We start from the raw sequence: 26,377 nt of genomic DNA on the forward strand, positions 1-26,377 counted from the left end.
TAACCAGTTATTCATGTTGACTAACCTTTTGTTCAGCTTCTCTATGAATAAAATCGTGAGCAACAGCCAAAAATGGCATGTCACTGGCTTCGGTAAGCTCGCCGTCAAAATCTAAATCTGACCAGTGAAAAGCGATCTGTAGCGTTTGTTCAAGTTGACTAATATCAATCTCTTTGAAAATATGACTGGCGATTTCTTCCTCAATTACTTGATTAAGTCTGTAGAGCTCTTGCTGTGCCTGCGATAGAGCATATGAATGCGCTATATCATCGTCTGTTTTACCTCTAAGCAACTGAGCAACATCTTGATATTCTTTGCTGTGCAGAGTAATAGATTCGTTTTCAATGGGAATAAATTTATTAGCTAAAAATATCAAAAATGGTGCTTCATGCTCAGAGATGACTTTATCGTTATTGGTGTCAAAGATGTCTAATGCTGACTTGGCAACCTCATAAATATCTCTCTCTAAGGTGATATCTGAAAAACGTACAATAAATTCAATTTGTTTTTCATTGATATTATGTGAAGGCTTAATAGTCAACTCTTGTTCGAGCATTGAAGGAAGACTTGATGAACTTTCAGGCTCGACACGGGATGGTTTTACGGCGGTTTCATTTAACTGACTAATATTTACCTTGTCATCATGAACAGCGCTCTGCTGCCAGAGATCAAATAAAACCATAAAAAAAGCAATGGATATGAATAGTAAAACACACTTTATAAAATTTTTCATGATGTTAGCGCTCTATGTTAAAAACAGCTTAACTCAGTGGTTAAGCTGTTTATTTAAGGAGTGGTGTTATTTTTTTGTAAAGTACTGCTGTATTTGAGAACGACCTTTTATTGTGTTTAAGATGTAGTAAGTTCTATCATCTTTCTTCGTCAAGTTCTTATAACTATTCGCCCAAACATTTGCTTCCCGTCTGCTCTTAAGAAACGTAAGTACTATAGACTTGTTATTACCGCATAATAACTCAACCTCTCGAGCCTCATCCCAGTCAACGTTGCCGTTACGTAAATAAGCATCGACAATAATATAGTCAAAATCTGGATTATTAGCATAGGCGTTTCGTTCAGAGTATATATCTGATGTGTAGAAACTTATTCTTCCTGAATCATCACCTTTATAGTTATACATAAAACAGCGTTCTTCACTCTGAGTGTTAGATGCCTCACCCCTCGCGGTATATAACTTTCTATCATCAGGTCGGGAACCAATGGAAATTAGTTTTTTTCCATTTCGGTTAGCGTTAAACCACGTCAATTGACGATTCAATGTATTGTTTATGGCAGTTCGGTAGGAAACAGATGTATCAGGATAAATAGGCGGCGCACTCAAAGCTACACCCGCTACGTGCTGGATCTGCATGATTTTTTTTCTGAAATCAGCTATTTTAACAATTTTAGATGCACTGCCATCGCTTAGTTTTAAATCGCAGTCAATAAAACCATTGTTGCAGGTGCTGGTATTAAAAGCTCCATTATTAAATTGAAAATATATATCAAACCTGTTTGTACGGTTATTGTAGTAATTCACAACAGCCTGCGGAATATTCTCAGCAGTAGTTGCACTATTAATAATGCTCGCAGGAACCGTTTGGTGTACAAATAATTTTAACGAAACTCGAGAGGAGTACTTTAGTTGGCTAGATCCTATTTTGGGGCATAAATTGTTCCCAACAATATTTGCTGCTACATTCGCAACGTCAACACTTTGAACATCTAAAATTATTTTTGGGCCACTTTGATACTTGCATATTGTCTCAAGAAGAAACTGATTTAATAGCAAAGGCTTGTCATTTGTTGAGTTCTGATCTCCGTTTCCGGCATTTCTTTTTAGTGTAAGCGCATTAAAAGTAGCGCTTGTTATATTGGTTGTAAGTTTATTAGTGGTAAGATTCTCTGCGACAAACTGCTTATGTCCCCAGTTACCTCCATTGCTATTGTAATTAGCTGCTCTGTTCCAATAATTATCGTGAAAAACGACCACTTGATTTACATTGTTAATTCTAGCCATGCGCAGATCTATTTCAATAAATTCAACGCCTTTATCTTTTGCACGTATATAGCTACTTACACTGTTTTCCGCAACGTCATTCCCACTGTAGTTCTTCCAAAGACCTCTATGCGGAATAATAATTTGCGAGGCAAAAGCTTGCCCGATTAAACAGGCAATTGCTAGCGAAGCTGCAGTCACTGACCATCCTAATTTATATAATTTCATAACATTACCTTATCTTAATTATGCCAACTTACGTCACCCGGAGGTTTACAGGATTGATTAAAACCAGCAACGCTGGTTAAATTTCAGCTCACTAAATTCTTTACATCTCGAACAAAGTTCGCACTTGCGCTAAGTTTTACATTCAGGCAGCTAGGATAGTGACTTGATATCATCCACTAAAGATTCAGAAATCAGGAAACAACAACTGGCTATACACTTCAGCGCACTACTATATTATTTAATTACATTACGTAAGTAAATTTCAGGCGCGTTAAACTTTTATGAACTATGCTGATATTGAAATTAAAAAAGGGATTGACGCTATGCGACAATCCCTTCAGTCAATCGGTACATTGTTAAAATTTTGCGCGCACACCAAGTGAGAATTGACGGCCCGGCTTTATATAGCTATTAAGGCGTGAGGGCTCTCCATCGAAAATAAACTCAGCTTCGTTGGTAAGATTAATAGCCTCAAAGGTTAATTTGATATTTTCTGTCAGGTTGTAATAAGCAGACGCATCCAACAAACCCGCAGAGTCACGCTGTTCCAAAAAGCCGGTATTATCAGTTACGGCACTGCTTTGCACATAGTCACTGCGCCAGTTGTATGCTAAGCGACCACCAAATAGGTCGTTTTCATAATAAACAACCAGGTTATAGGTGTTTTGTGACAAACCAGGAATATTGCCATCCAGCACGCTTTTACCATTTGCAAACGTAGTACCATCAGTTCTTGAAGCAAATTCGGTTTTTGAATTAGCATAAGTATAGTTAGCAATAACGCCTAAACCGTCTAACAGGTAATCCATAGGTTGTTGATAACTCAACTCTACACCACGCAAGTCGGCTCCCTTACCGTTAATGGGGCGGCGGAATGTGAAAGATGTATTATTGTTCACGCCATTATCAAGAGCTGTCTGATCTAATACTTCAAGCGGTATACCTAAACTACCATATGGCACTTGAGAGTTTTCAGTGACAATAAAAGACTTAATATCTTTATAAAAAAATGTTAGTGATAACAGAGCATCCTCATCAAAGTACCATTCAGCCGCAACATCTAACTGATCAGCTTCAAATGGTTTCAGTTTAGGGTTTCCGCCGCTAGCTGAACGATTATTGCCGTTTACACTGATGGCAGGCAACAAATTTCCTAAAGAAGGTCTTGTAATAGACCTAGACGCCGAGGCTCTCAACTTAAGGTCATAATTCACATTGATATCAAAATTAATTGATGGTAAAAAATTGTCATACTTATTGTCAAAATCAACGGTAATTCCCGCCACGGAGCCTTGCGAAATTTGCTCAGTACTGACAAAACGCCCTCCTAGATTTAATAATGCAGGTAGATCTCCGGCGTTAAATTTAATGTCAGTTTCGACATAAAAACCTGATGTATTTTCAGAAATAGTGCCACTGGATCCGGTTACCACCCGCCCAGAGGATGCACGAGCAATTGAACCGAATATACTTTCCGCTTTGTCAAAATCAGCGACTAAAAACTGGCTAGGAAACCCCTTAGGAGCCTTAATATTATCGAAGTTTGTTATCATTTTACTGTATGCAGATACTGGTATTAGCCTTTGGCTCGGATCGTTGAAACCATCATTGTTCTTAAATATCCGTTCTTTTTCGTATTGGTTGATGAACATACCTGTCTTCAACGTAACACTATCTAAGGCTTGGTAAGAGATATCGAACTTTGCTGTAATTGCTGTATCTTGGATATTTTCGGCACGAATACGTGGGCTTAAGGTTACACAATTAGCCGGATCGATTAAATCCACAGGTGTTTTAATAGAAGGTAGGATATCGGTGTAATCGAAACTGATTCTGGAGTTTTCCACCTGAAAAAGGTGGCTAATTGTAAATGGATTATCGAATTCCGACATTGAACTACCCAGTACACCAGATACGGTGAGTTTTTCGCTGGGTTGCCACTCAACATTTAATGCCATTTGGATCAAGTCAGTTTCATCATACATAATACGGTTTTCTGAAATGCGCTCCACGCCATCCAATGTGCCTTTAACCAGATTTCCTGCCGCATCAATTTGCCACTCCGCCTCAGGCACGGCAATGATGGCATTTTTACCTTTTTGCCCTCGGATAACCGTATTGAGATTATAGCGTTTTCCATCATTTTTCAGCTTGGCATGCAGTCCATCAAGCGTGATATCAAGGCTATCGGAAGGTTGCCACTGTAAAGTCATGCTCATAGCAATGCGTTGACGCTCAGTTTCTGCAAAATCTGGACGAGCTAAACGTGGCAAAAAAGCGTCATTTAATTGCGCTTCAGAAAACCCCTCAGGCGCTCCATTTGGAAAAGAGAATTCAAAACCATTACTTGGTGCACTTGCACGAGTCCAGCCAACAGTGGATGCACCCTCTACATGTGCAGTGCGCTCAGACAACGCAAGTTGAAAGTTAGCACCAAAATCGCCAAAGGTATTACTGACAATAAGATGCGCGCGGGGATTTGTATCACCAGCTAAGTCACTGTAATTCGCTTGTACTGACGCTGAAGCATGAAAACCGGCATTGCTAAAGGGTCTAGGTAAACTGAGGCCCACAGTTCCGCCCATCCCTCCTTCTTCTAAACTAGCCTTAGAGGTTTTATAAGCATCAAGCCTAGAAAATAGCTCTGAAGGCAATAAATCGAAATTAAATTCTCGGCCACGGTTTGCAGTTGAAATAACCATGCCATTGAGGGTTGTCAGAGTGAATTCCGGTGCTAAACCTCTGATTGACACGCGAGAGCCTTCGCCATTATTTCGGCTAATAGCAACGCCCGTGATCCTCTGAAGTGCTTCAGCTAGGTTGAGATCTGGGAATTTACCGATATCTTCGGCCACAATGGAATCTTGAATACCGATCGCATTTCTTTTTTCATCCACATTTTTAGCTAAAGATGCTTTATAGCTACCAGTAACCACGATCCTTTCAATTGAATTTTCCGCGACCGCGTGTGTTGATAACAGCGCGAAAGCTATACCGTATGTGAAACGACTGGTTTTAAATGAGTTTAGAGTTAATGATTTTTGACGCGATAGCATGTTTTTATCCTATGTCCTTGTTTGTGTCACCACCTACGTTGGGAATAAGCGGCATTTGTAATCAAAACGCAGTCTTAATTTAGAGCAAAGACATCTTATTTAGTTACATGGTGTAAGTAAATTACAGGAGGGTGAACCTTTTGTGAAAGGGGAGCCGCTATGACGTTTGCCCATGACAGTCATGGGAAATAGAAATACGGTATAAAGCCATAAAAATGGCTAGAATGAGGTCGCAATGCCTTCATAATAGTGATTAAATTAAATAGAGAGGCTGAGGCCTGCATTTTGCAATGCGTTATGCATGGCAATAGGTTGATTGGAGACGATAGCGTTAATCGCTTTATTTTTGAGGTCTAGTAAAATATCTCGTGTTGAGCCTAGTTCTATTTTTGCATCCAGTGGATCGTCGCCTAAATAGCTACCTACTGTAATGCAGTGCTGAGCAAGCTCTGGAATACGAAAGTGAGCTGCTGGCAGATGACTATCGCCCATTAGTGCCATCAAGGGTGTACTTGCGAGCTGCAGAGCAGAAATTTGAGCAAGCTGTGTAGCATTATTTACACCCAATGCAAGAACCGCATGGCAATCCATTTGCCGAATTCGTTGAGCTTGTTCGAGACTATACGCAATAAACACTGTCGCCTTGAGCATGTCGTGCTGTTTGATGCGAGCAACAATCGATTGATAAGATGTAGGTGCTTTCATATCCAGTATGAGAAAAGTTTTCTTAGCAACAGCGGTTAAAAAATCATCGAAACGAACCAACCCCATGTTCATGATCCTGTTTGATTGGTCTTTCAATTGAACTTGGCTCATTTCGCGCCATGTTAATTGACATGCGGAGCCAAACCCTGTTGTTGTTCGCTCTAGATAATTGTCATGATGTAACACATCGACGCCATCTGCGGTGGTCATGATGTCTACTTCCAAAAGGACCGGCACCGCATTGAGAGTTCTTTGGATTGTTGCCATCGAATTTTCAGGGTAGCCAGCTGAGATCCCCCCACGATGTGCAATAGTGATTATTTGTTTTTTTAACTTTAATGTATTGAAAAGTAGTGAGATGTCTCCTTTGAAGTGCTGGTGAAGCTGGTAGCTGTTTTGCATGAGAAGTTGGCCTATACAAAGATAGATGACAATAAAATAAACATTAAAAATAACGGCAATATGACGATATTGCCGATTTTAAGAGGTTTGATTGTGTACAGCTTACCGGAGTTTAGTGACGATTGATCTGCTGTAAATAAGTCAGTAATGCTGCTGGATGGTCTGTTTGGATCATGGAAACACCCATCTCAAGCAGTGATCCCCACACAGCCGTCGGATCGTGTAAAGCATGTTTATCCACTAAACCAGCTGATTTGTTTGGCGATTGAGATAAGGTATTGATCCAAAGCCTATAGTTGTATTTTTTTGATAATTCAGCCATTTGCTGAATAAAACTCTGATCTTCTGCTTTGATTTCTAATGCAAAGGCTGGGTACTGAAGAATGAACATCTCAGCATCCACAGTGGAGATTTCATGCTGAGTAAATTTGATCATAAATAAGGATGTCTTTAAAAAATCATGGGCATACCAAAGTTGTAGGTCTTGCGGCAGTTCAAGTTTAAAGATGATTTGTCTGGATACCCCCATCTGCAATGCGAGCTGATGCACCGCAGCAAAAACATCCTCTTTTGCATCGATATTGATCAATATTTTATCTTTTGTAAGCTGAAAAACCTCCTCTAAGGTTGGAATTCTCTGTTCGGTCAGCACCGGCTTGCCATGTTTTAGCTCGGTTAGTTGCAATTTTTTGAGTTGGGATATCGTGAAATCTGCAACTAATCCAGCTCCATTCGTGGTTCGATCAAGTGTTTTGTCGTGAATGACGACCAATACACCATCTTTGGATTTACGGATATCTAACTCGACAATATCAATTCCGAGTGCTATGCAGTCTGCAATGGATATGAGAGAGTTCTCGGGCGCTTTGCTCCAGCAAGCGCGATGTGCCGCAATGATGACCTTATTTGGATCCTGCAGCGCCGTTTGAGCGCGCTCGTCAAATGTCTGTGCGCTAGTACTGAAGCAAATGACACAGGAAATGAACTGCAATAACCGAAAAAATTTGTTGGGGACAGTGATGAAGATGAGTTGCATGACGACTTACTCGTGTTGATTATTTAGTTCGACTATAAGGATCTTAGGTTTCAAATAAATTACATTATGTAAGTAATTTTAGTGTAAAATAAGACCTGTTATGCTAGTCACTTTAAACACTCACGAATTTTCAGCGAAAACAAAGTAGAAATTACATGGAAATAAGAAGCTTATATAGCGAGTTATACAATTTAAAACAGAACGAAAGAAAACTATTAGAGCTGATTTGGCGAAAGCAGTCTGTTGCGAGGAAGGAGCTAGCAGATATCACAGGTTTAACCGGTGCTTCAGCGACACGCCTCACAAAAAAAGTGATGGACCTTTTATTAGTTGAGGAATCGGTAGAAAAGCAAGGGCGGCGCGGTTCGCCAAATAAACCGTTAACATTGAATTTTGCGCGGTATTACTCTGTTGGCGTTAGTTTCGATAAGCATCAAGTCACCGTCGTTTTAACTAACTTACATGGTGAAATTTTAGATAAAAACGTTCAAATTGTTGACGTTGTATCGGTCAATGCATTAGAGAGCATCTTAAAACGCTTTATTAAAAATAGTGCGAGTCTCGCACAAGATGATGCCACCATTATCGGCATTGGTATAGCGATCCCAGGATACCGCGCTGTGAATGAACAGCAATGGGCAGTACATTGGGATTTTCCTGCTTTGTTAAAAACAGATATTCAATTAGAACTAACGAAACGTCTGCAAATTCCTGTTACGGTGGAACGTGATGCCGTTGCGTCAATGTGGGCGGAACGCTTGCAAGGGCAAGCTAGAGAGCAAGATAATTTCTTTTTATTTTATCTGGCACAAGGGGTTGGCGGCTGTGCCATGCTGGCTGGGGTACCCGTACTTGGTGCTAGTGGCAATGCTGGTGGTATGGGGATTTTGTTCCCCTATGAACGATCGAGACCATCAGCCCGCGATCTCCATGAGTTTTTAGCGAAACAAGATGCCAATTGCACTATTCAACGCGAGATCCCACAGGACCTGATTGAAAGTTGGATTAGCCATGTCTTCGCTGATTTTAGACGAGCGATTGATATTGTGACACGGCTGTACGACCCAGGCTTGGTGATCATTGGCGGAGATCTACCACAGCAAGTTATTGATAGTATGATGAAAAAACTAGCATGCTACAGTATAAAAACTGGCTATACCGCAGATATAGCTGTACCTAAATTATCAGCTAGCAGTTTTCAACAATCGCTAGTGATGGTCGGTGCTGCAACTCTGCCTGTGGTATCCATCTTAACGGGTCACCTTCATAATGAAATCACACTCCTTGACTAAATTCACCTACAGTTTGACTGGGTATGGAGCATCGCACTTAGGCAAATCTTTGCTTTGGAGTTTTTTTAATACCTTTTTCTTGTTTTATGCAGTTTATGCTTTAGATGTTCCACCGATCAACGCTGGTTTTTTGTTATTTGCGTTTGCACTGACGGATGCATTATTTGATTTTCCAGCAGCAAATATCATGTATAAACATCGGAATAAAAGGAGTTTAGCTTTTTGGGTGAATTGGGGAACTCCGTTCAGTGCAATGATTCTGGTGTTTGTATTTGGCTCCGTAGCATTGTTGGATATTGAGCCCACCTTCGTGTATTGCGCAATTGCGGGTGTTTTATTTCGGTTCGCATTTACCTTATTAGATGTGCCATTAAATGCGTCCGTAGGTCGTATAGATGCAGATCCAACCCGAAGAAATTATATCGCTGCCAGCCGAAGTGTTGCCGCAACTGGCGCTAAAGTAATCATTGCTGTACTGGTCTATTTATATGCAGAAACAGACAAGACAATTGTGCCAGCCGATCTGTGGGTGGTCGCTTTAATTGTCGCAGTCCTTTCGGTTGTGATTGTCATCCCATCTTTTTCTTATGTCGATAAACAAGCCAAACAACTTGATCATCGTTATGAGAAACGGTGTGATATGCCTATGTTGACGATGCGACACTTATTTCCAAATAACCTCATCTTTTTATACCTTGCCAATCTGTTTGTAATTCTTTTTATCAATCAGTTTTCTAATGCCTTGATATTTATGATTAATAATAATTCTGACTTATCCCTTTCTTTTAGTGTTGTTTGGCAAGTGATGTCGTTGGTTTCAGCGTTCACTGTGATTATTTGGAGTATTTTCGCTAAGAACTATGGCAAAAAAGCGACCGCACAAATTGGTCTGATGGCTTTATTTATCATCACCCCATGTTATTTTTTTTCCAAAACTTCGGAGCTATCCCTACTCATATTTTTGGTCACCTTTGCCGGTTTACATCATATAAATACGCATATTTGGTCATTATTACCTGATATCGTGGATCAGATTTCCAAGGTCGTAAAATCGAATGTGCAAGTGCTGATTATTGGTTGGTTTGCAGCCATTGGTAAAGTGATGATTGGATTGAGTAGTTTAGTTACCGGGTTTTTACTTGAAATCAGTGGCTTTCCAAAAAGCCCAGCCATGGACAGCTATGAATTAACCGTAGTATCACTTGTGATGCTCGGAATTGCGGGTGCTTTGTTTGCACTGTTATTGATCCCACCAGCTAAACTAAGCGACTCTTAAACGCAGCTTTTCAAGGTAGTTGTCCGATTTTCCTGTTTTATGCTGCTTCCTGAGTCGGTACGATTTCGCATTTACTGGCCCTATGGGGTTCCAGTTTCTTGTGGCTCTGCCAGACCACCGTTGTGGCTAGTCTGACTTAGCTTGTTCATATACAACTTTAAGCTTGTTCAGCAGAACTGCATCTTGATGCTGATGCCGCTGCGCCGGGGTCACAAATCTTATACCGCTATGGCGATGTTCGTGGTTGTAGAAGCGTATAAATTCCAGCATCTACTCTCTAGCACAGCCAACTGTTGCAAAGCCACCTTTGGGCCATTGCGGACAGTACTTCACTGCGTAAAGTGAGAGAGCACGGCTTAACTAACGAAGATGCCATCAAAAAACTAGACAAGCTTGAGGAAGAGCTTGCAGGTAGTTTACCTAGTATTAATTATCCCACCAGCAAAGAAAAGTAGCGCTTAGGTAGCCAACGTTACGCTTAAAATGAGCAAAAACACGGAAATACAACGGCATAATATGCTAATTTTACTGCCTCAAAACAGTAGGCCTGGTTATGTTAAATTCTGCAGCAATAGGTATTTTTGACTCTGGCATTGGTGGGCTGTCGGTGGCCAGGGCAGTGCGTGAACTGCTGCCTGATGAGCAGTTTATCTATGTTGCCGACAGCGGCCATGCGCCTTATGGCGAAAAAACGGATCAGTATATTTATCAGCGCATGCAGGCTATTACGCAGCATTTAGTGGCCTGCGGTGTTAAGGCGATAGTGGTGGCGTGTAACACTGCAACTACAGCGGCGATTACAGAGCTAAGAGCACAGTATGTGCTACCTATTATCGGTGTTGAGCCTGGGGTAAAACCTGCGGTACTGGCCAGTAAAACCGGTGTAGTGGGGGTGTTGGCAACGCCGCGCACTTTGTTAACACCGGCGTTTGCGCATTTAGCCGAGCGTTATGCCGGCCAGGCAAAAATAATATTGCAACCATGCCCAAAACTGGTGCCAATGATAGAGATGCTTGAGCTACATGGCGCAGCCATGCGCGAGTTAGTAACCGGCTATATTCAGCCGCTGTTGGCACAGGGTGCTGATACGCTGGTGCTGGGCTGCACGCATTACAACTTTATTGCTAATGTTATCGCTGATGTTGCCGGGCCCGGGGTAACCATAGTGCGCACCGAAACAGCGGTGGTAAACCAGTTGCAACAACGGCTGGCACAGGCGCAGTTGCTAAACACCGCTGCTAAAGTTGGCGCAGACAGCTTTTATACCAGTGGTGATCCTGGCTTATTTAACCGCCAGTTGTTGCACTTATGGCCTGCTGCTGTCACCGCCAATCTGCTTAACTGCTGATAAAAAAACAGGCGGCCTAAGCCACCTGTTGCGGTTGTTGCTTAAAAGGCGTCAGGTTATTCCGCCACAGATGCCCATAAGTCATACTCATCGGCTTCATCGATCACGGCATCGATAATATCGCCCGCTTTAACATCAGTTAAGCCGTTTAAGTATACCGCACCGTCAATTTCCGGCGCGTCGGCAAAGCTTCGGCCAATGGCGCCTTCTTCATCTACTTCGTCTATCAGCACTTCAATGGTTTTGCCAATTTTCGCCTGCAGGCGGGCGGTACTGATAGCTTGCTGGGTTTGCATAAAGCGGTGGTAGCGCTCTTCCATTACCTCATCCGCTACCGGATCGGGTAAGTCGTTGGCTTTAGCGCCCTCTACCGGGCTATATCTAAAGCAGCCGACGCGGTCCAGCTGGGCTTCTTGCAGCCAGTCGAGCAGCATCTGGAAATCTTCTTCGGTTTCACCCGGGAAGCCAACAATAAAGGTAGAGCGGATACTCAGCTCAGGGCAAATCTCACGCCATTTTTTAATGCGCTCTAATACGCGATCGGCCTGACCCGGGCGTTTCATCAGCTTTAAAATGCGCGGGCTGGCATGCTGAAACGGAATATCTAAATACGGCAGTACCTTGCCCTGCGCCATCAGGGGAATAATGTCATCCACATGCGGGTAGGGGTAAACATAGTGCAGACGTACCCAAATGCCCATCTCGCCTAAGGCTTCACACAGTGACTGCATGGAGGTTTTTACCGGCTGGCCATTCCAAAAGCCAGTGCGGTGTTTTACATCAACGCCATAGGCGCTGGTGTCTTGCGAGATAATAAGCAGCTCTTTAACGCCGGCGTTTTTCAGCCTTTGTGCTTCATCTAATACTTCGCCCACCGGACGGCTGACTAAATCGCCACGCATCGACGGGATAATGCAGAAGGTACAACGGTGGTTACAACCTTCAGAGATTTTTAAATAGGCATAGTGCTTCGGCGTTAATTTAACGCCGTGATCCGGCACCAGCATGGTAAACGGGTCATATTTGGGCTTGGGTACATATTCATGCACCTGCCTTAATACGTTTTCATAACTGTGCGGGCCGGTAATACCCAGTACATTCGGGTGCACCTGACGAATTTCGTCTTCGCGGGCGCCCAGGCAGCCGGTGACGATAACTTTGCCGTTTTCAGCTAAAGCTTCACCGATAGTTTCCAGCGACTCCTGCACGGCGCTATCGATAAAGCCGCAGGTGTTAACTATAACCAACTCGGCATCATCGTAGGTTGGCACTATGTTATAACCCTCGGCTTTTAGCTGGGTTAGAATGCGTTCTGAATCAACCAGATTTTTCGGACAACCCAGACTGACAAAACCAATGGTATTGCCTTTACTACTGCCGGCTGTTGTTTGTTGATTTAAGCTTTTGGCGGCGGTATCCAAAGTGGTGGTTTGTGTCGGGTCAAAGGTCTGTACTGTCATAGTGTCTCTTAAAGTCGGCTTAGCCTGAAAAAAGTCGGCGGATTATACCTGAAAGCGGCAGAAGAAACAGGTTCTGCTGATTAAAAAGTAAACAAGTCAGATTATTTCGCTGCAGAGTTACCGATCTGGTTAATACTGTTAGCTGTATAGCTAACCGTAATGGATAAATTAACCACGCAGGAGAGATTATGATCAACGCTTATGCAGCACTGGAAGCCGGCGGTAAATTACTGCCCTGGCAATATGAACCGGCGGCACTGGGCCGTGATGAAGTGGAAATAGAGGTCGATTACTGCGGGATCTGCCACTCTGATGTGTCAATGCTAAATAATGAGTGGGGCATGTCGGCTTATCCATTGGTGGCGGGGCATGAAGTGGTTGGCCGCATTGGCAGCGTGGGTACTGGCGTCAGTCATCTGAAACCCGGCCAGTTGGTGGGGCTGGGCTGGCACTCTGATTACTGCAAGGTGTGCTCAAGCTGCGGCAGTGGCGATCATAACCTGTGTGCTACAGCACAAGGCACCATAGTGGGCCGTCATGGTGGTTTTGCCGATAAAGTGCGGGCCAATGCTTCAAGTGTGGTGCCGCTACCCGAGGGGATGGACGCTAAAACTGCCGGACCACTGTTTTGTGGTGGCATTACCGTATTTAACCCGCTGGTACAGTTTGATGTTAAACCCACTGACAAAGTAGCCGTGATTGGCATCGGTGGCTTGGGCCATATTGCGCTGCAGTTTTTAGGCGCTTGGGGTTGTGAAGTCACCGCCTTTACCTCCAGTGATAGCAAAGCCGCTGAAGCAAAAGCGATGGGCGCGCATCATTGTATTAATTCGCGTAATAGCAGTGAGATTGAGCAGGCGGCAGGGCAGTTTGATTTTATTATTTCTACTGTTAATGTGACGCTGGACTGGAATTTGTATTTATCGACGTTAAAGCCAAAGGGCCGGTTGCATTTTGTTGGTGCCACTTTAGAGCCGTTAAATATTGGCGTATTTGGCTTGATTATGGCCCAGCGCAGCGTGTCAGGCTCGCCGGTTGGTAGCCCGGCTACCATTGCTAAAATGCTGGAATTTGCCGTGCAGCATAATATTAAACCAGTGGTAGAAACCTTTAAATTTAGCCAGATAAATGAAGCGTTAGCGCATTTAAAAAGCGGCAACGCCCGTTACCGCATAGTGTTGGAACGGTAAACCCTGATAAGAACAGGCCGGTGTTATGCCGGCCTGTTGTTAGGTTGCATAGCGGTAGTGGTATATTATTACTCTTTGTATGGCATAGCACCCAAATAATCTTTTTTACCTACATCTACTCCGTTGTGGCGCAAGATGGCATAGGCGGTAGTGATATGAAAATAGATATTAGGCAATACGTGCTGGATTAAAAACTCTTCACCGGTTAAATATTTGCCCTGCCAGCGTGGCTGGCTTATTTTCTGTGTTGCCGCGTTGGCAAAATCAGCCTGGCTGAAGCTGGCCAGATAAGCTTGTGTATCTGTAATGCGCTGTTTTAACTGCTCCAGTGTGGTTTCGTCATCGGCATGTTTGGGGGCATTGTCTGTGTTGTCGGTTAAACGGGCAGCACCCAGCTTGGCCGTATCGCAGGCAATTTGCACCTGACGAATAAGGTTAAACTGGTCTGGTGCTAATCTGGCATTTAACAACACTGCCATCTCAACTTTTTTAGTGTCGGCAAAGGCGGCGCCTTTATCTAAAATATGCTGCAGGTTTTGCAACATTTTACTCATTTGTTCAATGCTAAGTTGATAAAACATAGTGCGTGCCCTCTGGCTTTGTTGGTAAAAATCTTGTAACAGAGTTTGGGGTGCATGTGGTCACTAACAATGGCAGCTGCAGATTATATTTTTGTGGTATTGCTTTTATAGCAGCTTGCTAATATAACTGGTATTAAACTTAGTGCGCTATTGTTGTAAACGCTGTTATCGCAAGGATGTCAAGTATAGTTATGGAGCAGGAAGAGCTAACTGCGTTAGATAAACTTAATGTGCTTATTATTGACGACCAGATTCTGGTGCAAAATGTCATTAAGTCTGCTTTATTTGAGTTGGGTATTGAAAACGTTAAGTGCGCGGAAAACGCATACTACGCCTTACGGCTTTGCGAACACGCGCAGTTTCATGTGGTGATATGCGCTTTTAATGTCAAAAGTGATAAAGACGGCTTCCATTTGCTGGAAGAGTTGAAGTTCAAACGTCATGTGACCAAATGCACCGTTTTAATATTTCTCAGCGCAGAGACCAGTGAAGAACTGGTTAATAGCATTGTTGAACTGCAACCTGATGATTTTTGGGTTAAGCCGTTAAACATTAAACAAGTGCAAACCCGGCTGCCATTAACGCTGGAAGTAAAACGTACGCTGTTTAATGTGTATCAGGCATTAGACAGGCAAGATTACAGTAAAGCCATTTACTATGCTGAGCGGCATTTACTGAATCCGGCGCTAAGTAAATACCATCTGCAAATGAAACGCCTCAAAGGTGAGTGTTTGTTGCAGCTGCGCGAGTTTGTCGATGCGGCAAGGTATTACGATAATTTGTTACAAAACCATAAGACCTCATGGGCTAATCTGGGCTATATCAAAGCACTGCTGGAACAAGACAGGTTAGCTGAGATCCAACTGTTGCTAGAGCAATTAGCCGATAAATCAGACACCCGTTTTGCTACCTACGATATGCTGGCGCATTATTATATTGGTAAGCATGATTATGCCAAAGCCTATGAAGAAATTAAGAAAGCCAGCCGTCTGGCTCCGCGCAATATCGAGCGCAATAAACGTCTGCTCGATCTGGCCAGACTAAACCATGATCATCTGGGGCAATACCAGGCCACCATTGCAATGGCCAAGTACGCCAAAAACTCTATTCATGATTCGCCCTTGCTGCGCCTAAACGTAGTGCGTGCTGGTATTGACTACGCCACCACTCTGGAAAAAGCCGATGCAGTAAAGGTGCTTAACCAGTCTGATATCTTGTTAACTGAGCTGGAAAAGCAGACAACTCTGGCGTCTCAGCTTAAAGATCAGTTGTTGGTTGTGCGTGCCAGAGTGCATACAGCCAGAGAGGAGCGGCAAAAAGCCGAGAGTATCGTCGAAAACCATATCAGTTTGCGCCCGGGCACATCGGTGGAAGATAATCTGGATAAAGTAAAAGCGTTACATGAATTAGGCCGGCGAGAAGACGCAGTGTCATTGCTTGATGCGATTAAACGGCAAATTAGCGGCAGCGGCCTGACCAATCAGGTGGTTAGTAAATATATTGAGCAGGAAGCTGCTGAACGCTCTGCAGTGCACTTTACACCACAGCAGTTAAACCGGATGGCGGTAGAGTTTTTTAAACGCAATAAATTTCATGCTGCGCTAAATTCACTGGAGCAGGCATTTTCACTTACGCCAAATAATATGAGTGTGGCACTGAATATTCTTAAAGTGTTGGTGGCTTTGCAGCAACAAGAACCGCTTGATCCGGGTCATATTGCACTGGCAAAAAATTTACTGTTGCAGTTGCAGCATAATAAGCTAGATAATGAACAGCTGGAAAAATGCGCCAGTTACCAGCAGCATTTCTCTGATCTTTAGCCGTACATCTTTCGCCGCATATTTTCAGGCAACAACGGCCTTAACGATATTTACGTTGGGCTTTGCGTTTACGCTCGGCTTCGCGCTCGGCTTTTTCTTTCGCTTTGGCCGCTTCTTCCGCTTTGGCTGCGGTAAGCTCTGCACTGACCATTTCGGGGGTTTCCAGGGTCAGCGGCCCCAGGTTACCTGCGCGCAGCTCAGTGATCAGAATGCTGCCGGCTTTTTCCAAGTCAACAATACCGCCTTTGCGCATAGCGCCACGCTTAACACCAATGGCGTCCATCAGTGCTAAATCGTTTTCTGGTTGCTCAGTTAAACCAAAACGTTGCATGACTGCCGTCGGGTATACTTGCAACAGATAATCAGCGGCAAACATGGCAATGTCGGCATAATCAAACACGGTGTCTTTAATGGCACCGGTTACCGCCAGTCGATAACCACAGGTGGGCGGGTTAAGTTTTGGCCATAGAAAGCCCGGTGTATCGGTAAGAATAACGTTGTTGTCCAGCTTAATCCGCTGTTGCATTTTGGTAACGCCTGCTTCGTTGCCGGTTTTGGCAATGGTGCGCCCAGCCAGGGTGTTAATTAACGTCGACTTGCCGACATTAGGAATGCCCATAATCATCGCCCGTGCTGCGCGAATGTCCAGATTACGCTCAGGCAGCATATCGTTACACAGTTGCAACAAAGCACGGATTTGTTCCGGGTTTTGCTGACTAATAGGAATGGCTTTAACACCGGACTGTTGCTCAAAGTGCTCAACCCAACGGGCGGTTAACACCGGGTCTGCAAGATCGGCTTTATTTAACACTTTAATGCAGGGGGTATTGCCCCGTAGCTGCGGTACCAGTGGGTTTTCGCTGGAAAATGGGATTCGGGCGTCGAGCATTTCGATAATAATATCGACCTGCGGCATCACTTCGGCAATTTCTTTGCGGGCCTTGTGCATGTGACCCGGGAACCAGTTAATAGACATCCGTACTACCTTAATTTTACCTGTGCCGGCTAAGCGTTAACGCTTAGTCGTTGCTATATTAGCGCTATAATACCGCAAAACAGCTAACAGGTGTGCTAGTGCAACACAAACTGGTAAATACTTACAACTGACAGGGGGGCTAACAGCGCAGAATAGCATGCGGCACTGGGTAGTCTGATGACGCCGAGGTTGCGAAACAGCAACAACAGGAAATACATGCCAATCAAAGGTGGTAGCAAATTAAGCCACAAGGTGCCTGACAAGGCCGGGAATAACCAGCTTAACAACGGATTACAACTGCTGGCCATTACCAGTAGGACAAGCAACAGCACATATTGTGCAGGGCTAAGTTCTGGTATTGGTGTCAGATCGTCCATAATTCTCTGTAATTAATTGATGCAATGCGGTAATTCTAAAAAAGTAACAGCCGGTTTACCCGTATTGTTTTGTATTAAAGTGTAAAACGCCGCAAGCTTATGCAGTTATTGGTAATTTTGCAAGTAAATTGGGTAAAAATTACGGCTGTTCTGGTAAATCCTCTGTGACATTTTCATCGTCACTCTGCGGCTCTGTCGGTTGGTAGCGGCGGATTTGCAGCACAATACCCAAATATGGGTGGTCCAGATAATGTATTTCGCCGCTTATTACCCGCCGGCTTTGCCGCACATAGATGGTTTGTAATTTATCAGCATGCGGTACGCGCAAATTAAACTCAGCATTGACGAATAAATAATGATCCAGGTGCAACTTAAATAAGCCATCCAGCTGCCAAACCTGCTGTGGCAGTGTATTAATGGTTAGAGTGTTGTTGCCGTTATTGGCGATATCAGCGGTATCGGTGCTGGCTAACTCTGGCAACGCGCGATCAGCAGCCAGCAATTGCAACAATTGCTCTATATGTTGCAGCATGTCATTGTCGCTTGACGGTTTATCGGCTTCAAACTCTGCTGTTTGCGTATCAGACGACATTGGGTTGATGTGGTCCTCTGCTAAAGCCGGCACGCCCTGGCCCCAGTAATCGAACTCAGCTGAATAATTGCTACCGCTGTACCAGCGCGTTGCAATAGCCAGCCGCTCTGTTACCGGTGCCTGACGCCAGGCAGTATGTAGCAGCAGTTGTTTATCGCTTTGCCGCGTTATCCTGCTGGCGACATCTGTTAGTTGTAATGCGTTTGCATCGGCTAAATAGGGCACCTGCTGGTGTTGGCCGTTACCCGTAATTACCGGTTGCAATTGATTTTGATACGGCACATTGCGCATTAGTTGGCGCGTTTCAAACAGGCTGCTCTGTGCCCACGCCGGCAACTGTTGCTCAATAATACATAGTTCTGTCATATAAGCCGGTGTAAAGCTATCTGCTGCCAGCGCCGGGCTTTGTTGTAAGCACAGTGGTAGCGTTAAAAGCAATGCACTAATATCGGGCTGATAACGGGCCGTTAGTAAATCTATAGCGCGGCCAGACTTTATTGGCGTTATGCTGTCGACGAAGCTTTCCTGCAGGTTATCAGCCGGGTTCTGGCTAAATACGATAAGCTCTATCTCAAACCAACGCTGTTCTTGCGCAGCAGGCTGTTGTGCAAATAGCGGCTGGCTCAGTACCATGCCTGCCAGTAAACACAATGCTAGGGTTTTACTCATGTTGTTACCTTATATCGGGCAAAATCTGACAGCATATTGGCTATCAGAGCTAAACGTGCGGCGTAATCGTCTGATGCTATCGTAAAACGCAATTTTTGTCCGCCTTCCAGTTTGAAAATGCGCGACTGCTTTTGGATCAGTTCAATAATATAGGCCGGTGATACCGACGTTTTATCGGCAAACTCGACCACGCCACCTTTAGCATTGGCTTCAATGCGCCGAATACCAAGTTGTGCAGCTTGCAGCTTGAATTCACTAATGGCCACCAGGTTTTTGGCTGCGTCAGGCAACAGACCAAAGCGGTCAATTAGCTCTACCTGCACCTCGTCTAACTCGTCGTTACTGCGTGCTGATGCCAGTTTTTTATAGCAAGACAAACGCAGGTTTACATCGGGAATATAGCTGTCGGGCAGTAGTGCCGGAATGCGCAGTTCAATTTCGGTTTGTTGATTTAACATGGCGTCCAGGCTGGGCTCTCGGCCGTTCTTAAGTGCCTGTACGGCTTGTTCCAGCATATCCATATAAAGACTAAAACCAACAGATTCTATCTGACCGCTTTGTTCATCACCTAACAGCTCGCCGGCTCCACGAATCTCTAAATCATGGGTGGCCAGTGCAAAACCAGCACCCAAATCTTCCAGGCTGGCGATGGCGTCGAGACGTTTTTCGGCGTCTTTACTTAAGCGTTTTGGCGGCGGCGTTAACAGGTAGGCATAGGCCTGATGGTGCGAGCGACCTACCCGGCCGCGCAGCTGATGCAATTGTGCCAGGCCAAAGTTATCGGCGCGGTTAATAATAATAGTGTTAGCGGTCGGAACGTCGATACCGGTTTCAATAATGGTAGAGCACAGCAGCAGGTTAAAACGCTGATGGTAGAAATCAGACATCACCTGTTCTAACTCACGTTCACGCATCTGGCCGTGGGCAATGGCAATCCGTGCCTCTGGCAACAGCTCAGCTAAATCGGTCGCGGTTTTTTCAATGCTGGCAACGTCGTTGTGCAAAAAGTACACCTGGCCACCGCGCAATATTTCCCGCATTACTGCTTCGCGCACCAGGCCATGTTCATATTCGCGGACAAAGGTTTTTACTGCCAGACGCCGCGCCGGAGGCGTTGCGATAATTGACAGGTCGCGCATACCGGACATTGACATATTTAATGTGCGCGGAATAGGGGTTGCGGTGAGGGTTAAAATATCAATATTGGCGCGCAGCGCTTTGATTTTCTCTTTTTGCCGCACCCCAAAACGGTGTTCTTCATCGACAATCAGCAAGCCTAAATCATGCAGTTTAATATCGTCTTGCAGTAGCTTATGCGTACCAATCAGGATGTCAACTTTGCCATTTTCGGTATCCGCCAGTATGGCTTTTTGCTCTTTGGCGCTGACAAAGCGCGATAGCACTTCTACCCGCACCGGCCAGTTGGCAAAGCGGTCTTTAAAGTTTTCAAAATGTTGTTGTGCCAGTAAGGTGGTGGGTACCAGTATTGCCACTTGTTTGCCATCATTTACGGCGACAAAAGCGGCGCGCATGGCCACTTCCGTTTTACCAAAGCCAACATCGCCGCACACCAGCCGGTCCATTGGCTGAGGTGTTTGCATATCGCGCAGCACTGCATCAATAGCATCTTGCTGGTCGGCTGTTTCTTCGAAAGGAAAGCTGTCGGCAAAGGCCAGGTAAGCCTCGTCATCCAACTTGAAGGCGTAGCCCTGATGCGCCGCGCGTTGCGCGTAGACATCCAGTAGCTCGGCGGCAACATCGCGCACTTTTTCCGCCGCTTTACGCCGTGATTTCTCCCAGCTGTCGTTGCCCAGTTTGTGCAGCGGGGCATGTTCGGCATCGTTGCCGCTGTATCGGCTAAGCAGGTGCAAAGACGTTACTGGCACGTATAACTTACTGCCGCCGGCGTACTCAATTGTGACAAATTCGGCGCTGATGCCGCTGGCATCGAGCAATTGCAGCCCCTGATAGCGGCCGATACCATGTTGCAAATGCACAATTGGCTGGCCGGTATTTAACTCGGCCAGATTGCGGATCACGGTATCGCTGGAGACTTGCTGGCTGCGTTTACGCCGCCGGCGCTGGCTGATTTTTTGGCCAAATAATTCGTTTTCGCTGATTAATGCTAACAAGCCTGGTTGTTGCAGCAATACGCCCTGTTCCAGTGCGCCGACAATAATGCCCAAATCGTCCTTGCTGTGAACAAAGGCATTAAGATCGGCAAACTGCGAAATATGAATACTGGCTTTGTGCAGTAGTTGCAGCAGGCTTTCGCGGCGGCCTTCACTTTCAACGAAAAATGCCGCCCGGCCCTGTTGCTGCTTCAACGTTAAAATAAACTGTTGCAGGGCCTGCAACGGGTTTTTTAGCTGATGATTTACGCCCAGCTCAGGTAATTGGCTGACAACTAAATTGCTGACGCCACTGCGCTCAGGTAGCTGTGCCTGGCTTAAGCGGATACGGCCATGCGTTTTTAGGGCGGCAAACAGCTGGTCGACGCTCAGGTATAATTCAGTTGGTGGTAGTATTGGTCGCAGTAAGTCTATTGCCCTGTCGTCATAGCGCCGGCGCAGTTCATGCCAGAACTTGTCGGCACTGTGCTCAGTGTCACCCAATAGCAAACAACGGCTGTTCGGTGGCAGGTAATCAAATAAGGTAGCGGTGCTTTGAGCAAATAGCGGCAGATAATACTCAATGCCTGCCGGTAACATGCCCTGGCTTACCTGTTGGTACAATGACTCTTTTTCATTGCGGGCGGCAAAGCGCTCGCGATAGGCCAGCCTGAACCGCTCAATAGCGGCCTGATCTGTAGGAAATTCGTGTGCCGGTAATAATTCTATGGCATCTACAGGCGCCAGGCTGCGTTGATTGTCGGGGTCAAAGGTGCGAATGCCATCAACGTCATTGTCAAAAAAATCAATGCGGTAAGGAGAGGTAGCCCCCATTGGATACAAGTCTAAAATAGAGCCTCTGGCTGAAAACTCGCCGTGTTCCATCACTTGTTCGACACTGCGATAACCCACAGCCGCAAGTTGGCGTTTTAGTGCGGCTAAATCAACCTGCTGGCCTTTTTTAATGATAAAGCTGTTTTGTTCCAGATGATCGCGGTTACAAATCCGCAGCAAAGCGGTGCTTACCGGCACGATCACCAGCGCACGGCTTAACCTTGGTAAGTGATACAGGGTTTTTAACCGCTGTGAAATGATGTCCTGATGCGGTGAAAATACATCGTAGGGCAGGGTTTCCCAGTCGGGTAGCGTTAACAGCGGGCAGCTGTCGTCGGTTAAAAATACCGCCAGCTCTTGTTCCAGCCGCAGTGCCGTTGGCGTATCGGCGACCAGCAATAAATAAAAACCGCTTTGTTGCCTGACAAGATTAGCGATGCTCAGTGGCAATGCTGCACCTTTGAGATTGCCCCAGTGCAGCTGATCTGCGGTGTGTTTCAATTGTGGTAAAACGGAGATCAAATCCATGTAAAACGACAAACCTTTAAATTAATGCTGATTATCTACCGACGCCCGTTGCCGCTGTTCGGCTTTTTGTTTTAACAACCGCGATTGCTGATGCAAACTGGCGCGTACCAGCAGCTCCCGGTCTTCGTCACGGATACGGTTAAATACCAGCTGCAGCACATAGCCATCAGCATGCGCCTGGCAACTTAACACCTGGCCGTAGCAAAATACTGCACCGTCGTTATTATCCAAAAACAGTTTTATTTCAACAACCTGCAATGGCTGTAGCGCTGCATTGGAGATATAACTGCAGCCACTGCCGCCATAACTTATTGTGGTGTAACGGCTGGCAGCATTATCTTGCTGGCGCAATACGTAGTGCAGCAGCAAATCGATCTTCTTTGCCTGTTGCTGCAAATAAGTTGCCAGCTCATCTGCCATCTCGCCCAGACGGTTTAATGAACGCAGTGCTGAGCTGTTAAGGCCATTGACATCGGATGCCAGAAGAAAGGGCGCCGGGATAGCCGTTAGTAACGCCTGCTGATCGGGCAGGGCGCCTGCAAAAGGTTGCACATTGACACTGATACTGTGCTCAACACTGAAATAATCCTGATAAAGCTCGGCTAGTTGCTGTACTGTTAACTCACTCATGGCGTTACCTTTGCAAGCTGCTTGTCACCACTGACAATAATCTCTATGATCGACGCCACTTTACCATCTCAAGTGGGCCTTGTCCTGAATATTAGGATGCAGTTACCAATCAGTTTATTTATTGGCATACGTTATAGCCAAAGCCGTAAAGGTAATGCCTTTATTTCTTTTATCAGCTTGTTCTCCGTAGCAGGAATTTTTCTTGGCGTGCTGGCGTTGACGGTTGTCAGCTCCGTGATGAACGGCTTTGAAGGCGAGCTGAAAAAGCGCATTCTGGGTGTTATTCCACATATTATTGTTAGCAGCGACGGCCAGCATCCAACAGACTGGCAGGCCGCATTGTTGCAAAATAACCAGGTGCAGCAAATTACGCCGTTTATACAGGCTGAAGCGCTGGTGCAAGCACCCAGACAGCTCACCGGCGTTTTAATGCAGGGCGTGACAATTAATGCACTGCCCGATTTTATGCGTCAGTCATTGATAGTGGGTGACTGGCAGCAATTTGCGCAAACACGTTACAGCGTGGTGTTGGGCCGGGAATTGGCCGAACAGCTTGAAGTGTCGGTTGGTGACAAATTACGTTTTATGTTGCCTCAGGCGGGCAGTTACACCCCGATGGGCTGGGTGCCGCGGCAGCGTGTGTTTACTGTGGCAGGAATGTTGGATACCGGCTCTGATGTCGATAAGCTCATTGTGGTAACAGCATTGGATGATTTGCGGCGTTTACTTAGCCTGCAAGCTGATACTGCACAGTGGCGCCTGACCTTAGCAGAGCCTTTTGCTGCACCGCAGCTGGCAGCAAAACTGCAACAGCAGTTCGCCGGCACTGACGTGTCAGTGTTGGACTGGCGCCAAAGCCATGGCAAGTTGTTTGACGCTGTAGCGATGGAAAAAGCCATGATGTCGTTGATGTTGCTGCTTATCATAGCGGTAGCGGCGTTTAATATTGTTTCAGCATTGGTAATGATGGTGACCGACAAACAGGCCGAAATTGCTATTTTAAAGACGCTGGGCATGACAGACCGTCAGCTGTTTCAGGTGTTTGCAGTACAAGGCTTAAGCAATGGTGTAAGTGGTGCATTGCTCGGCCTGGTAGCTGGCGTGCTGCTGGCCAGCCAGCTAAATAGCTTATTGGCGCTAGCCGGTTTACAACTGGCACCTGGCATAAATTTACCTATAGATATTCAGCCAAGCCAGCTTGGTATCATTTTTCTCAGTGCCGTTGGCCTGACGTTGGCGGTGGTGTGGTACCCGGCCAAACGCGCGGTCAGCATTAATCCGGCGGAAATTTTACGAGATGAGTAACCTGTTGCATGCAGAGCAAATCTGCAAAAGTTATCGTGATGGACAAAACGTCACGCCGGTATTACATGATGTAAACCTTAGCGTTAACCGTGGTGAAATGCTGGCGATTGTTGGCAGTTCAGGCTCGGGTAAAAGTACGTTATTACATATTTTAGGTACTTTGGACGTAGCTGACAGCGGCAGCATGCAACTGTTGGGGCAAGATATCAGTCGTTTATCTGCGACAGAAAAAGCCCGTCTGCGTAATCAACAACTGGGTTTTATCTACCAGTTTCATCACCTGCTGATGGACTTTACTGCGCTGGAAAACGTTGCTATGCCACTGTTTATTCGAGGTTTGTCGCCAGCAGATGCTAAAGCGAAGGCCCAGTTGATGCTGGAAAAAGTGGGTCTGGCCCATCGGGTAAGCCACCGTCCGGCAGAGCTGAGCGGCGGCGAGCGTCAGCGTGTGGCCATTGCCCGCGCCCTGGTGGGTGAACCGGCGTTGGTACTGGCGGATGAGCCTACCGGTAACCTGGATCAACACACGGCAGATACGATATATCAACTACTGCGTAGTCTGAATCGTGATTTGGGCACCAGTTTTGTCGTGGTAACCCATGATCAGGCGTTGGCAGCCAAGCTAGACCGGTTTTTGCTGATGCGCGATGGTCACCTGGAAGTTCCCCCGGAAGTACCACCTTTGATAATACAATTTTAATGAGCGTGAAGTGGTTGGAGTGCACAATGAATAATTTGGCCTGGCAACTGGCACGACGTTATCGTGGCACTGCCCACACTAGTGGTTTTATCCGCTTTATTTCTGCCAGTTCTACCCTGGGTATTGCGCTGGGGGTGGCGATTTTAATTTTGGCTTTGTCGGTGATGAATGGCTTTGAGCAGGCATTGGAGCAACGTCTGTTGTCAGTTATTCCGCATGTGGAGCTTGAAGCAGTGCAGCAGCAGATCGACAACTGGCAGCCCAAGCTGGCCGCGCTGACAACCGTTGCCGGCGTGCAGGCCGGTGCGCCCTATATTAAAACTAACGGCATGCTGCGTTTTAACAACAAGGTGAAAGCGGCGCAAGTTCGTGGCATCGAATGTGAATCAGAACGTGGTATCAGTGATTTTGCCAGCTATGTTGTTGATGGCCAGTTAGATCATCTGCGTAGCAACGAGGTTGCACTGGGTAAAGGTATTGCAGATGCACTAGGCGTAACAGTAGGAGAGCAACTGCAGCTGCTACTACCCAAACTAAGCGACGATGGCCGGCTGGCCAGCCACAGTACCGTTAGCCTGACCGTATCAGCGATTGTCGCGGTAGGTGGCCAGTTAGATTACAGCCAGATTTGGCTGGATTTAACCGCACTTGGCGCTTTACTGGCGTTACCGGCTGACACAGTGCAGGGTTTTGCTTTTAAAATTGACGATATTTTTGCTGCACCGCAGATGGCGCGAGAGCTGGGGCGGGTTTCAGAAGATTATGTTTATCAGCTAGATTGGTTTCGCACCCAGGGCCATGTGTATCAGGATATTCAGATGGTGCGCACTATTTTGTATCTGGTGCTGGCGCTGGTAATTGCAGTAGCCTGTTTTAATATTATTGCCACTTTGGTTATGGCTGTGCGGGAAAAAGAGGGCGATATCGCCATTTTGCTTACCATGGGAACACCGGCATCAACCATCGTGCTGGCGTTTATGTGGCTGGGTTGGCTAAACGGCTTGATTGGTGCCGTGTTTGGTGCCTTGGGCGGTACCTTGTTGGCCTGGTATATCGAGCCGTTGTTTGCTGCTGTGACACGGCTGCTAGGTCACTCATTGCTGGACCCAAGTATCTATTTTATTAACTACGTGCCGTCGTTACTGCGCTGGCAGGATGTAGCGTTTACCTTCAGTGTGGCACTGTTGATGAGCTTACTGGCGACCTTGTACCCGGCCTGGCGGGCCAGCAAAGTTCAGCCTGCGGCTGTGCTGGGACAACGCTGA

The 26,377-nt window shown here is 45.8% G+C and carries 20 protein-coding genes; 8 read left to right on the forward strand and 12 right to left on the reverse strand.

Annotation, left to right across the window (positions count from 1 at the left end):
- Window positions 1-7 precede the first annotated feature (7 nt).
- The 5 genes from ACYVIC_RS12225 to ACYVIC_RS12245 form a co-directional block, all read right to left on the reverse strand.
- Window positions 8-733, reverse strand: a complete 726-nt coding sequence (locus tag ACYVIC_RS12225) for a hypothetical protein (protein WP_460860313.1) — start codon at window positions 731-733, stop codon at window positions 8-10.
- Window positions 734-799: 66 nt separating this feature from the next.
- Entirely contained in the window at window positions 800-2,224 is a 1,425-nt protein-coding gene (locus tag ACYVIC_RS12230) for a glycerophosphodiester phosphodiesterase family protein (protein WP_460860315.1), read from the reverse strand.
- Window positions 2,225-2,580: 356 nt separating this feature from the next.
- Window positions 2,581-5,280, reverse strand: coding sequence for a TonB-dependent receptor (locus ACYVIC_RS12235; protein WP_460860316.1), 2,700 nt, complete (start codon window positions 5,278-5,280; stop codon window positions 2,581-2,583).
- 258 nt (window positions 5,281-5,538) lie between these two features.
- Window positions 5,539-6,387 carry a glycerophosphodiester phosphodiesterase family protein gene (locus ACYVIC_RS12240; RefSeq protein WP_460860318.1) on the reverse strand — a complete coding sequence of 283 codons (849 nt, stop codon included), beginning with the start codon at window positions 6,385-6,387 and terminating at the stop codon, window positions 5,539-5,541.
- Between the two features lie 112 nt (window positions 6,388-6,499).
- Window positions 6,500-7,423, reverse strand: a complete 924-nt coding sequence (locus ACYVIC_RS12245) for a glycerophosphodiester phosphodiesterase family protein (protein WP_460860319.1) — start codon at window positions 7,421-7,423, stop codon at window positions 6,500-6,502.
- Between the two features lie 155 nt (window positions 7,424-7,578).
- Between ACYVIC_RS12245 and ACYVIC_RS12250 the strand changes: the two genes are divergently transcribed.
- The 3 genes from ACYVIC_RS12250 to murI all read left to right on the forward strand — a co-directional run bounded on the left by ACYVIC_RS12250 (window position 7,579) and on the right by murI (window position 11,339).
- Window positions 7,579-8,715: an ROK family protein gene (locus ACYVIC_RS12250; protein ID WP_460860321.1), complete on the forward strand. Its 1,137-nt coding sequence runs from the start codon at window positions 7,579-7,581 to the stop codon at window positions 8,713-8,715.
- Window positions 8,693-9,991, forward strand: a complete 1,299-nt coding sequence (locus ACYVIC_RS12255) for an MFS transporter (RefSeq protein ID WP_460860323.1) — start codon at window positions 8,693-8,695, stop codon at window positions 9,989-9,991. Before ACYVIC_RS12250 ends, ACYVIC_RS12255 begins: the two co-directional genes overlap by 23 nt.
- Window positions 9,992-10,544: 553 nt before the next feature.
- Entirely contained in the window at window positions 10,545-11,339 is a 795-nt protein-coding gene (gene murI, locus ACYVIC_RS12260) for a glutamate racemase (RefSeq protein ID WP_460860325.1), read from the forward strand.
- Between the two features lie 56 nt (window positions 11,340-11,395).
- Here the strand turns inward: murI and rimO are convergent, their stop codons facing one another.
- Window positions 11,396-12,799, reverse strand: coding sequence for a 30S ribosomal protein S12 methylthiotransferase RimO (gene rimO / locus ACYVIC_RS12265; RefSeq protein ID WP_460860326.1), 1,404 nt, complete (start codon window positions 12,797-12,799; stop codon window positions 11,396-11,398).
- Window positions 12,800-12,987: 188 nt separating this feature from the next.
- Between rimO and ahr the strand changes: the two genes are divergently transcribed.
- Window positions 12,988-13,989 carry an NADPH-dependent aldehyde reductase Ahr gene (gene ahr, locus ACYVIC_RS12270; protein ID WP_460860328.1) on the forward strand — a complete coding sequence of 334 codons (1,002 nt, stop codon included), beginning with the start codon at window positions 12,988-12,990 and terminating at the stop codon, window positions 13,987-13,989.
- Between the two features lie 68 nt (window positions 13,990-14,057).
- Here the strand turns inward: ahr and ACYVIC_RS12275 are convergent, their stop codons facing one another.
- Window positions 14,058-14,570: a DUF1993 domain-containing protein gene (locus ACYVIC_RS12275; protein WP_460860330.1), complete on the reverse strand. Its 513-nt coding sequence runs from the start codon at window positions 14,568-14,570 to the stop codon at window positions 14,058-14,060.
- Between the two features lie 176 nt (window positions 14,571-14,746).
- Here ACYVIC_RS12275 and ACYVIC_RS12280 point away from each other — a divergent pair, with 176 nt between their 5' ends.
- Window positions 14,747-16,390 carry a response regulator gene (locus ACYVIC_RS12280; protein WP_460860332.1) on the forward strand — a complete coding sequence of 548 codons (1,644 nt, stop codon included), beginning with the start codon at window positions 14,747-14,749 and terminating at the stop codon, window positions 16,388-16,390.
- 40 nt (window positions 16,391-16,430) lie between these two features.
- Here the strand turns inward: ACYVIC_RS12280 and ylqF are convergent, their stop codons facing one another.
- The 5 genes from ylqF to ACYVIC_RS12305 form a co-directional block, all read right to left on the reverse strand.
- On the reverse strand, window positions 16,431-17,366 hold the full coding sequence (gene ylqF / locus ACYVIC_RS12285; RefSeq protein ID WP_460860334.1) for a ribosome biogenesis GTPase YlqF: 936 nt from the start codon (window positions 17,364-17,366) through the stop codon (window positions 16,431-16,433).
- A 95-nt stretch (window positions 17,367-17,461) separates the two neighbouring features.
- On the reverse strand, window positions 17,462-17,743 hold the full coding sequence (locus ACYVIC_RS12290) for a hypothetical protein (protein ID WP_460860335.1): 282 nt from the start codon (window positions 17,741-17,743) through the stop codon (window positions 17,462-17,464).
- Window positions 17,744-17,882: 139 nt separating this feature from the next.
- A complete protein-coding gene (locus ACYVIC_RS12295) occupies window positions 17,883-19,004 on the reverse strand; it encodes a CsiV family protein (RefSeq protein WP_460860337.1) in 1,122 nt (373 codons plus the stop codon).
- The gene (mfd, locus tag ACYVIC_RS12300; protein WP_460860338.1) at window positions 19,001-22,477 is read right to left on the reverse strand and encodes a transcription-repair coupling factor; all 3,477 of its coding nucleotides are present in this window, start codon (window positions 22,475-22,477) and stop codon (window positions 19,001-19,003) included. Before mfd ends, ACYVIC_RS12295 begins: the two co-directional genes overlap by 4 nt.
- A 21-nt stretch (window positions 22,478-22,498) precedes the next feature.
- Window positions 22,499-23,107 carry a PilZ domain-containing protein gene (locus ACYVIC_RS12305; RefSeq protein WP_460860339.1) on the reverse strand — a complete coding sequence of 203 codons (609 nt, stop codon included), beginning with the start codon at window positions 23,105-23,107 and terminating at the stop codon, window positions 22,499-22,501.
- Between the two features lie 96 nt (window positions 23,108-23,203).
- Between ACYVIC_RS12305 and ACYVIC_RS12310 the strand changes: the two genes are divergently transcribed.
- Genes ACYVIC_RS12310 through ACYVIC_RS12320 form a run of 3 tightly spaced genes read left to right on the forward strand, consistent with a single transcriptional unit; the run spans window position 23,204 to window position 26,377 of the window.
- Entirely contained in the window at window positions 23,204-24,412 is a 1,209-nt protein-coding gene (locus tag ACYVIC_RS12310) for a lipoprotein-releasing ABC transporter permease subunit (RefSeq protein ID WP_460860341.1), read from the forward strand.
- A complete protein-coding gene (gene lolD, locus ACYVIC_RS12315) occupies window positions 24,405-25,112 on the forward strand; it encodes a lipoprotein-releasing ABC transporter ATP-binding protein LolD (protein ID WP_460860342.1) in 708 nt (235 codons plus the stop codon). Before ACYVIC_RS12310 ends, lolD begins: the two co-directional genes overlap by 8 nt.
- Before the next feature lie 26 nt (window positions 25,113-25,138).
- Entirely contained in the window at window positions 25,139-26,377 is a 1,239-nt protein-coding gene (locus tag ACYVIC_RS12320; protein ID WP_460860343.1) for a lipoprotein-releasing ABC transporter permease subunit, read from the forward strand.

It is taken from the genome of Rheinheimera gaetbuli (assembly GCF_054781935.1).

Excerpts from the sequence above, each read along its gene's own strand:
- ACYVIC_RS12225 (WP_460860313.1), bottom strand. The coding sequence starts at position 733 with ATGAAAAATTTTATAAAGTGTGTTTTACTATTCATATCCATTGCTTTT.
- ACYVIC_RS12230 (WP_460860315.1), bottom strand. The coding sequence starts at position 2,224 with ATGAAATTATATAAATTAGGATGGTCAGTGACTGCAGCTTCGCTAGCA.
- ACYVIC_RS12235 (WP_460860316.1), bottom strand. The coding sequence starts at position 5,280 with ATGCTATCGCGTCAAAAATCATTAACTCTAAACTCATTTAAAACCAGT.
- ACYVIC_RS12240 (WP_460860318.1), bottom strand. The coding sequence starts at position 6,387 with ATGCAAAACAGCTACCAGCTTCACCAGCACTTCAAAGGAGACATCTCA.
- ACYVIC_RS12245 (WP_460860319.1), bottom strand. The coding sequence starts at position 7,423 with ATGCAACTCATCTTCATCACTGTCCCCAACAAATTTTTTCGGTTATTG.
- ACYVIC_RS12250 (WP_460860321.1), top strand. The coding sequence starts at position 7,579 with ATGGAAATAAGAAGCTTATATAGCGAGTTATACAATTTAAAACAGAAC.
- ACYVIC_RS12255 (WP_460860323.1), top strand. The coding sequence starts at position 8,693 with ATGAAATCACACTCCTTGACTAAATTCACCTACAGTTTGACTGGGTAT.
- murI (WP_460860325.1), top strand. The coding sequence starts at position 10,545 with ATGTTAAATTCTGCAGCAATAGGTATTTTTGACTCTGGCATTGGTGGG.
- rimO (WP_460860326.1), bottom strand. The coding sequence starts at position 12,799 with ATGACAGTACAGACCTTTGACCCGACACAAACCACCACTTTGGATACC.
- ahr (WP_460860328.1), top strand. The coding sequence starts at position 12,988 with ATGATCAACGCTTATGCAGCACTGGAAGCCGGCGGTAAATTACTGCCC.
- ACYVIC_RS12275 (WP_460860330.1), bottom strand. The coding sequence starts at position 14,570 with ATGTTTTATCAACTTAGCATTGAACAAATGAGTAAAATGTTGCAAAAC.
- ACYVIC_RS12280 (WP_460860332.1), top strand. The coding sequence starts at position 14,747 with ATGTCAAGTATAGTTATGGAGCAGGAAGAGCTAACTGCGTTAGATAAA.
- ylqF (WP_460860334.1), bottom strand. The coding sequence starts at position 17,366 with ATGTCTATTAACTGGTTCCCGGGTCACATGCACAAGGCCCGCAAAGAA.
- ACYVIC_RS12290 (WP_460860335.1), bottom strand. The coding sequence starts at position 17,743 with ATGGACGATCTGACACCAATACCAGAACTTAGCCCTGCACAATATGTG.
- ACYVIC_RS12295 (WP_460860337.1), bottom strand. The coding sequence starts at position 19,004 with ATGAGTAAAACCCTAGCATTGTGTTTACTGGCAGGCATGGTACTGAGC.
- mfd (WP_460860338.1), bottom strand. The coding sequence starts at position 22,477 with ATGGATTTGATCTCCGTTTTACCACAATTGAAACACACCGCAGATCAG.
- ACYVIC_RS12305 (WP_460860339.1), bottom strand. The coding sequence starts at position 23,107 with ATGAGTGAGTTAACAGTACAGCAACTAGCCGAGCTTTATCAGGATTAT.
- ACYVIC_RS12310 (WP_460860341.1), top strand. The coding sequence starts at position 23,204 with ATGCAGTTACCAATCAGTTTATTTATTGGCATACGTTATAGCCAAAGC.
- lolD (WP_460860342.1), top strand. The coding sequence starts at position 24,405 with ATGAGTAACCTGTTGCATGCAGAGCAAATCTGCAAAAGTTATCGTGAT.
- ACYVIC_RS12320 (WP_460860343.1), top strand. The coding sequence starts at position 25,139 with ATGAATAATTTGGCCTGGCAACTGGCACGACGTTATCGTGGCACTGCC.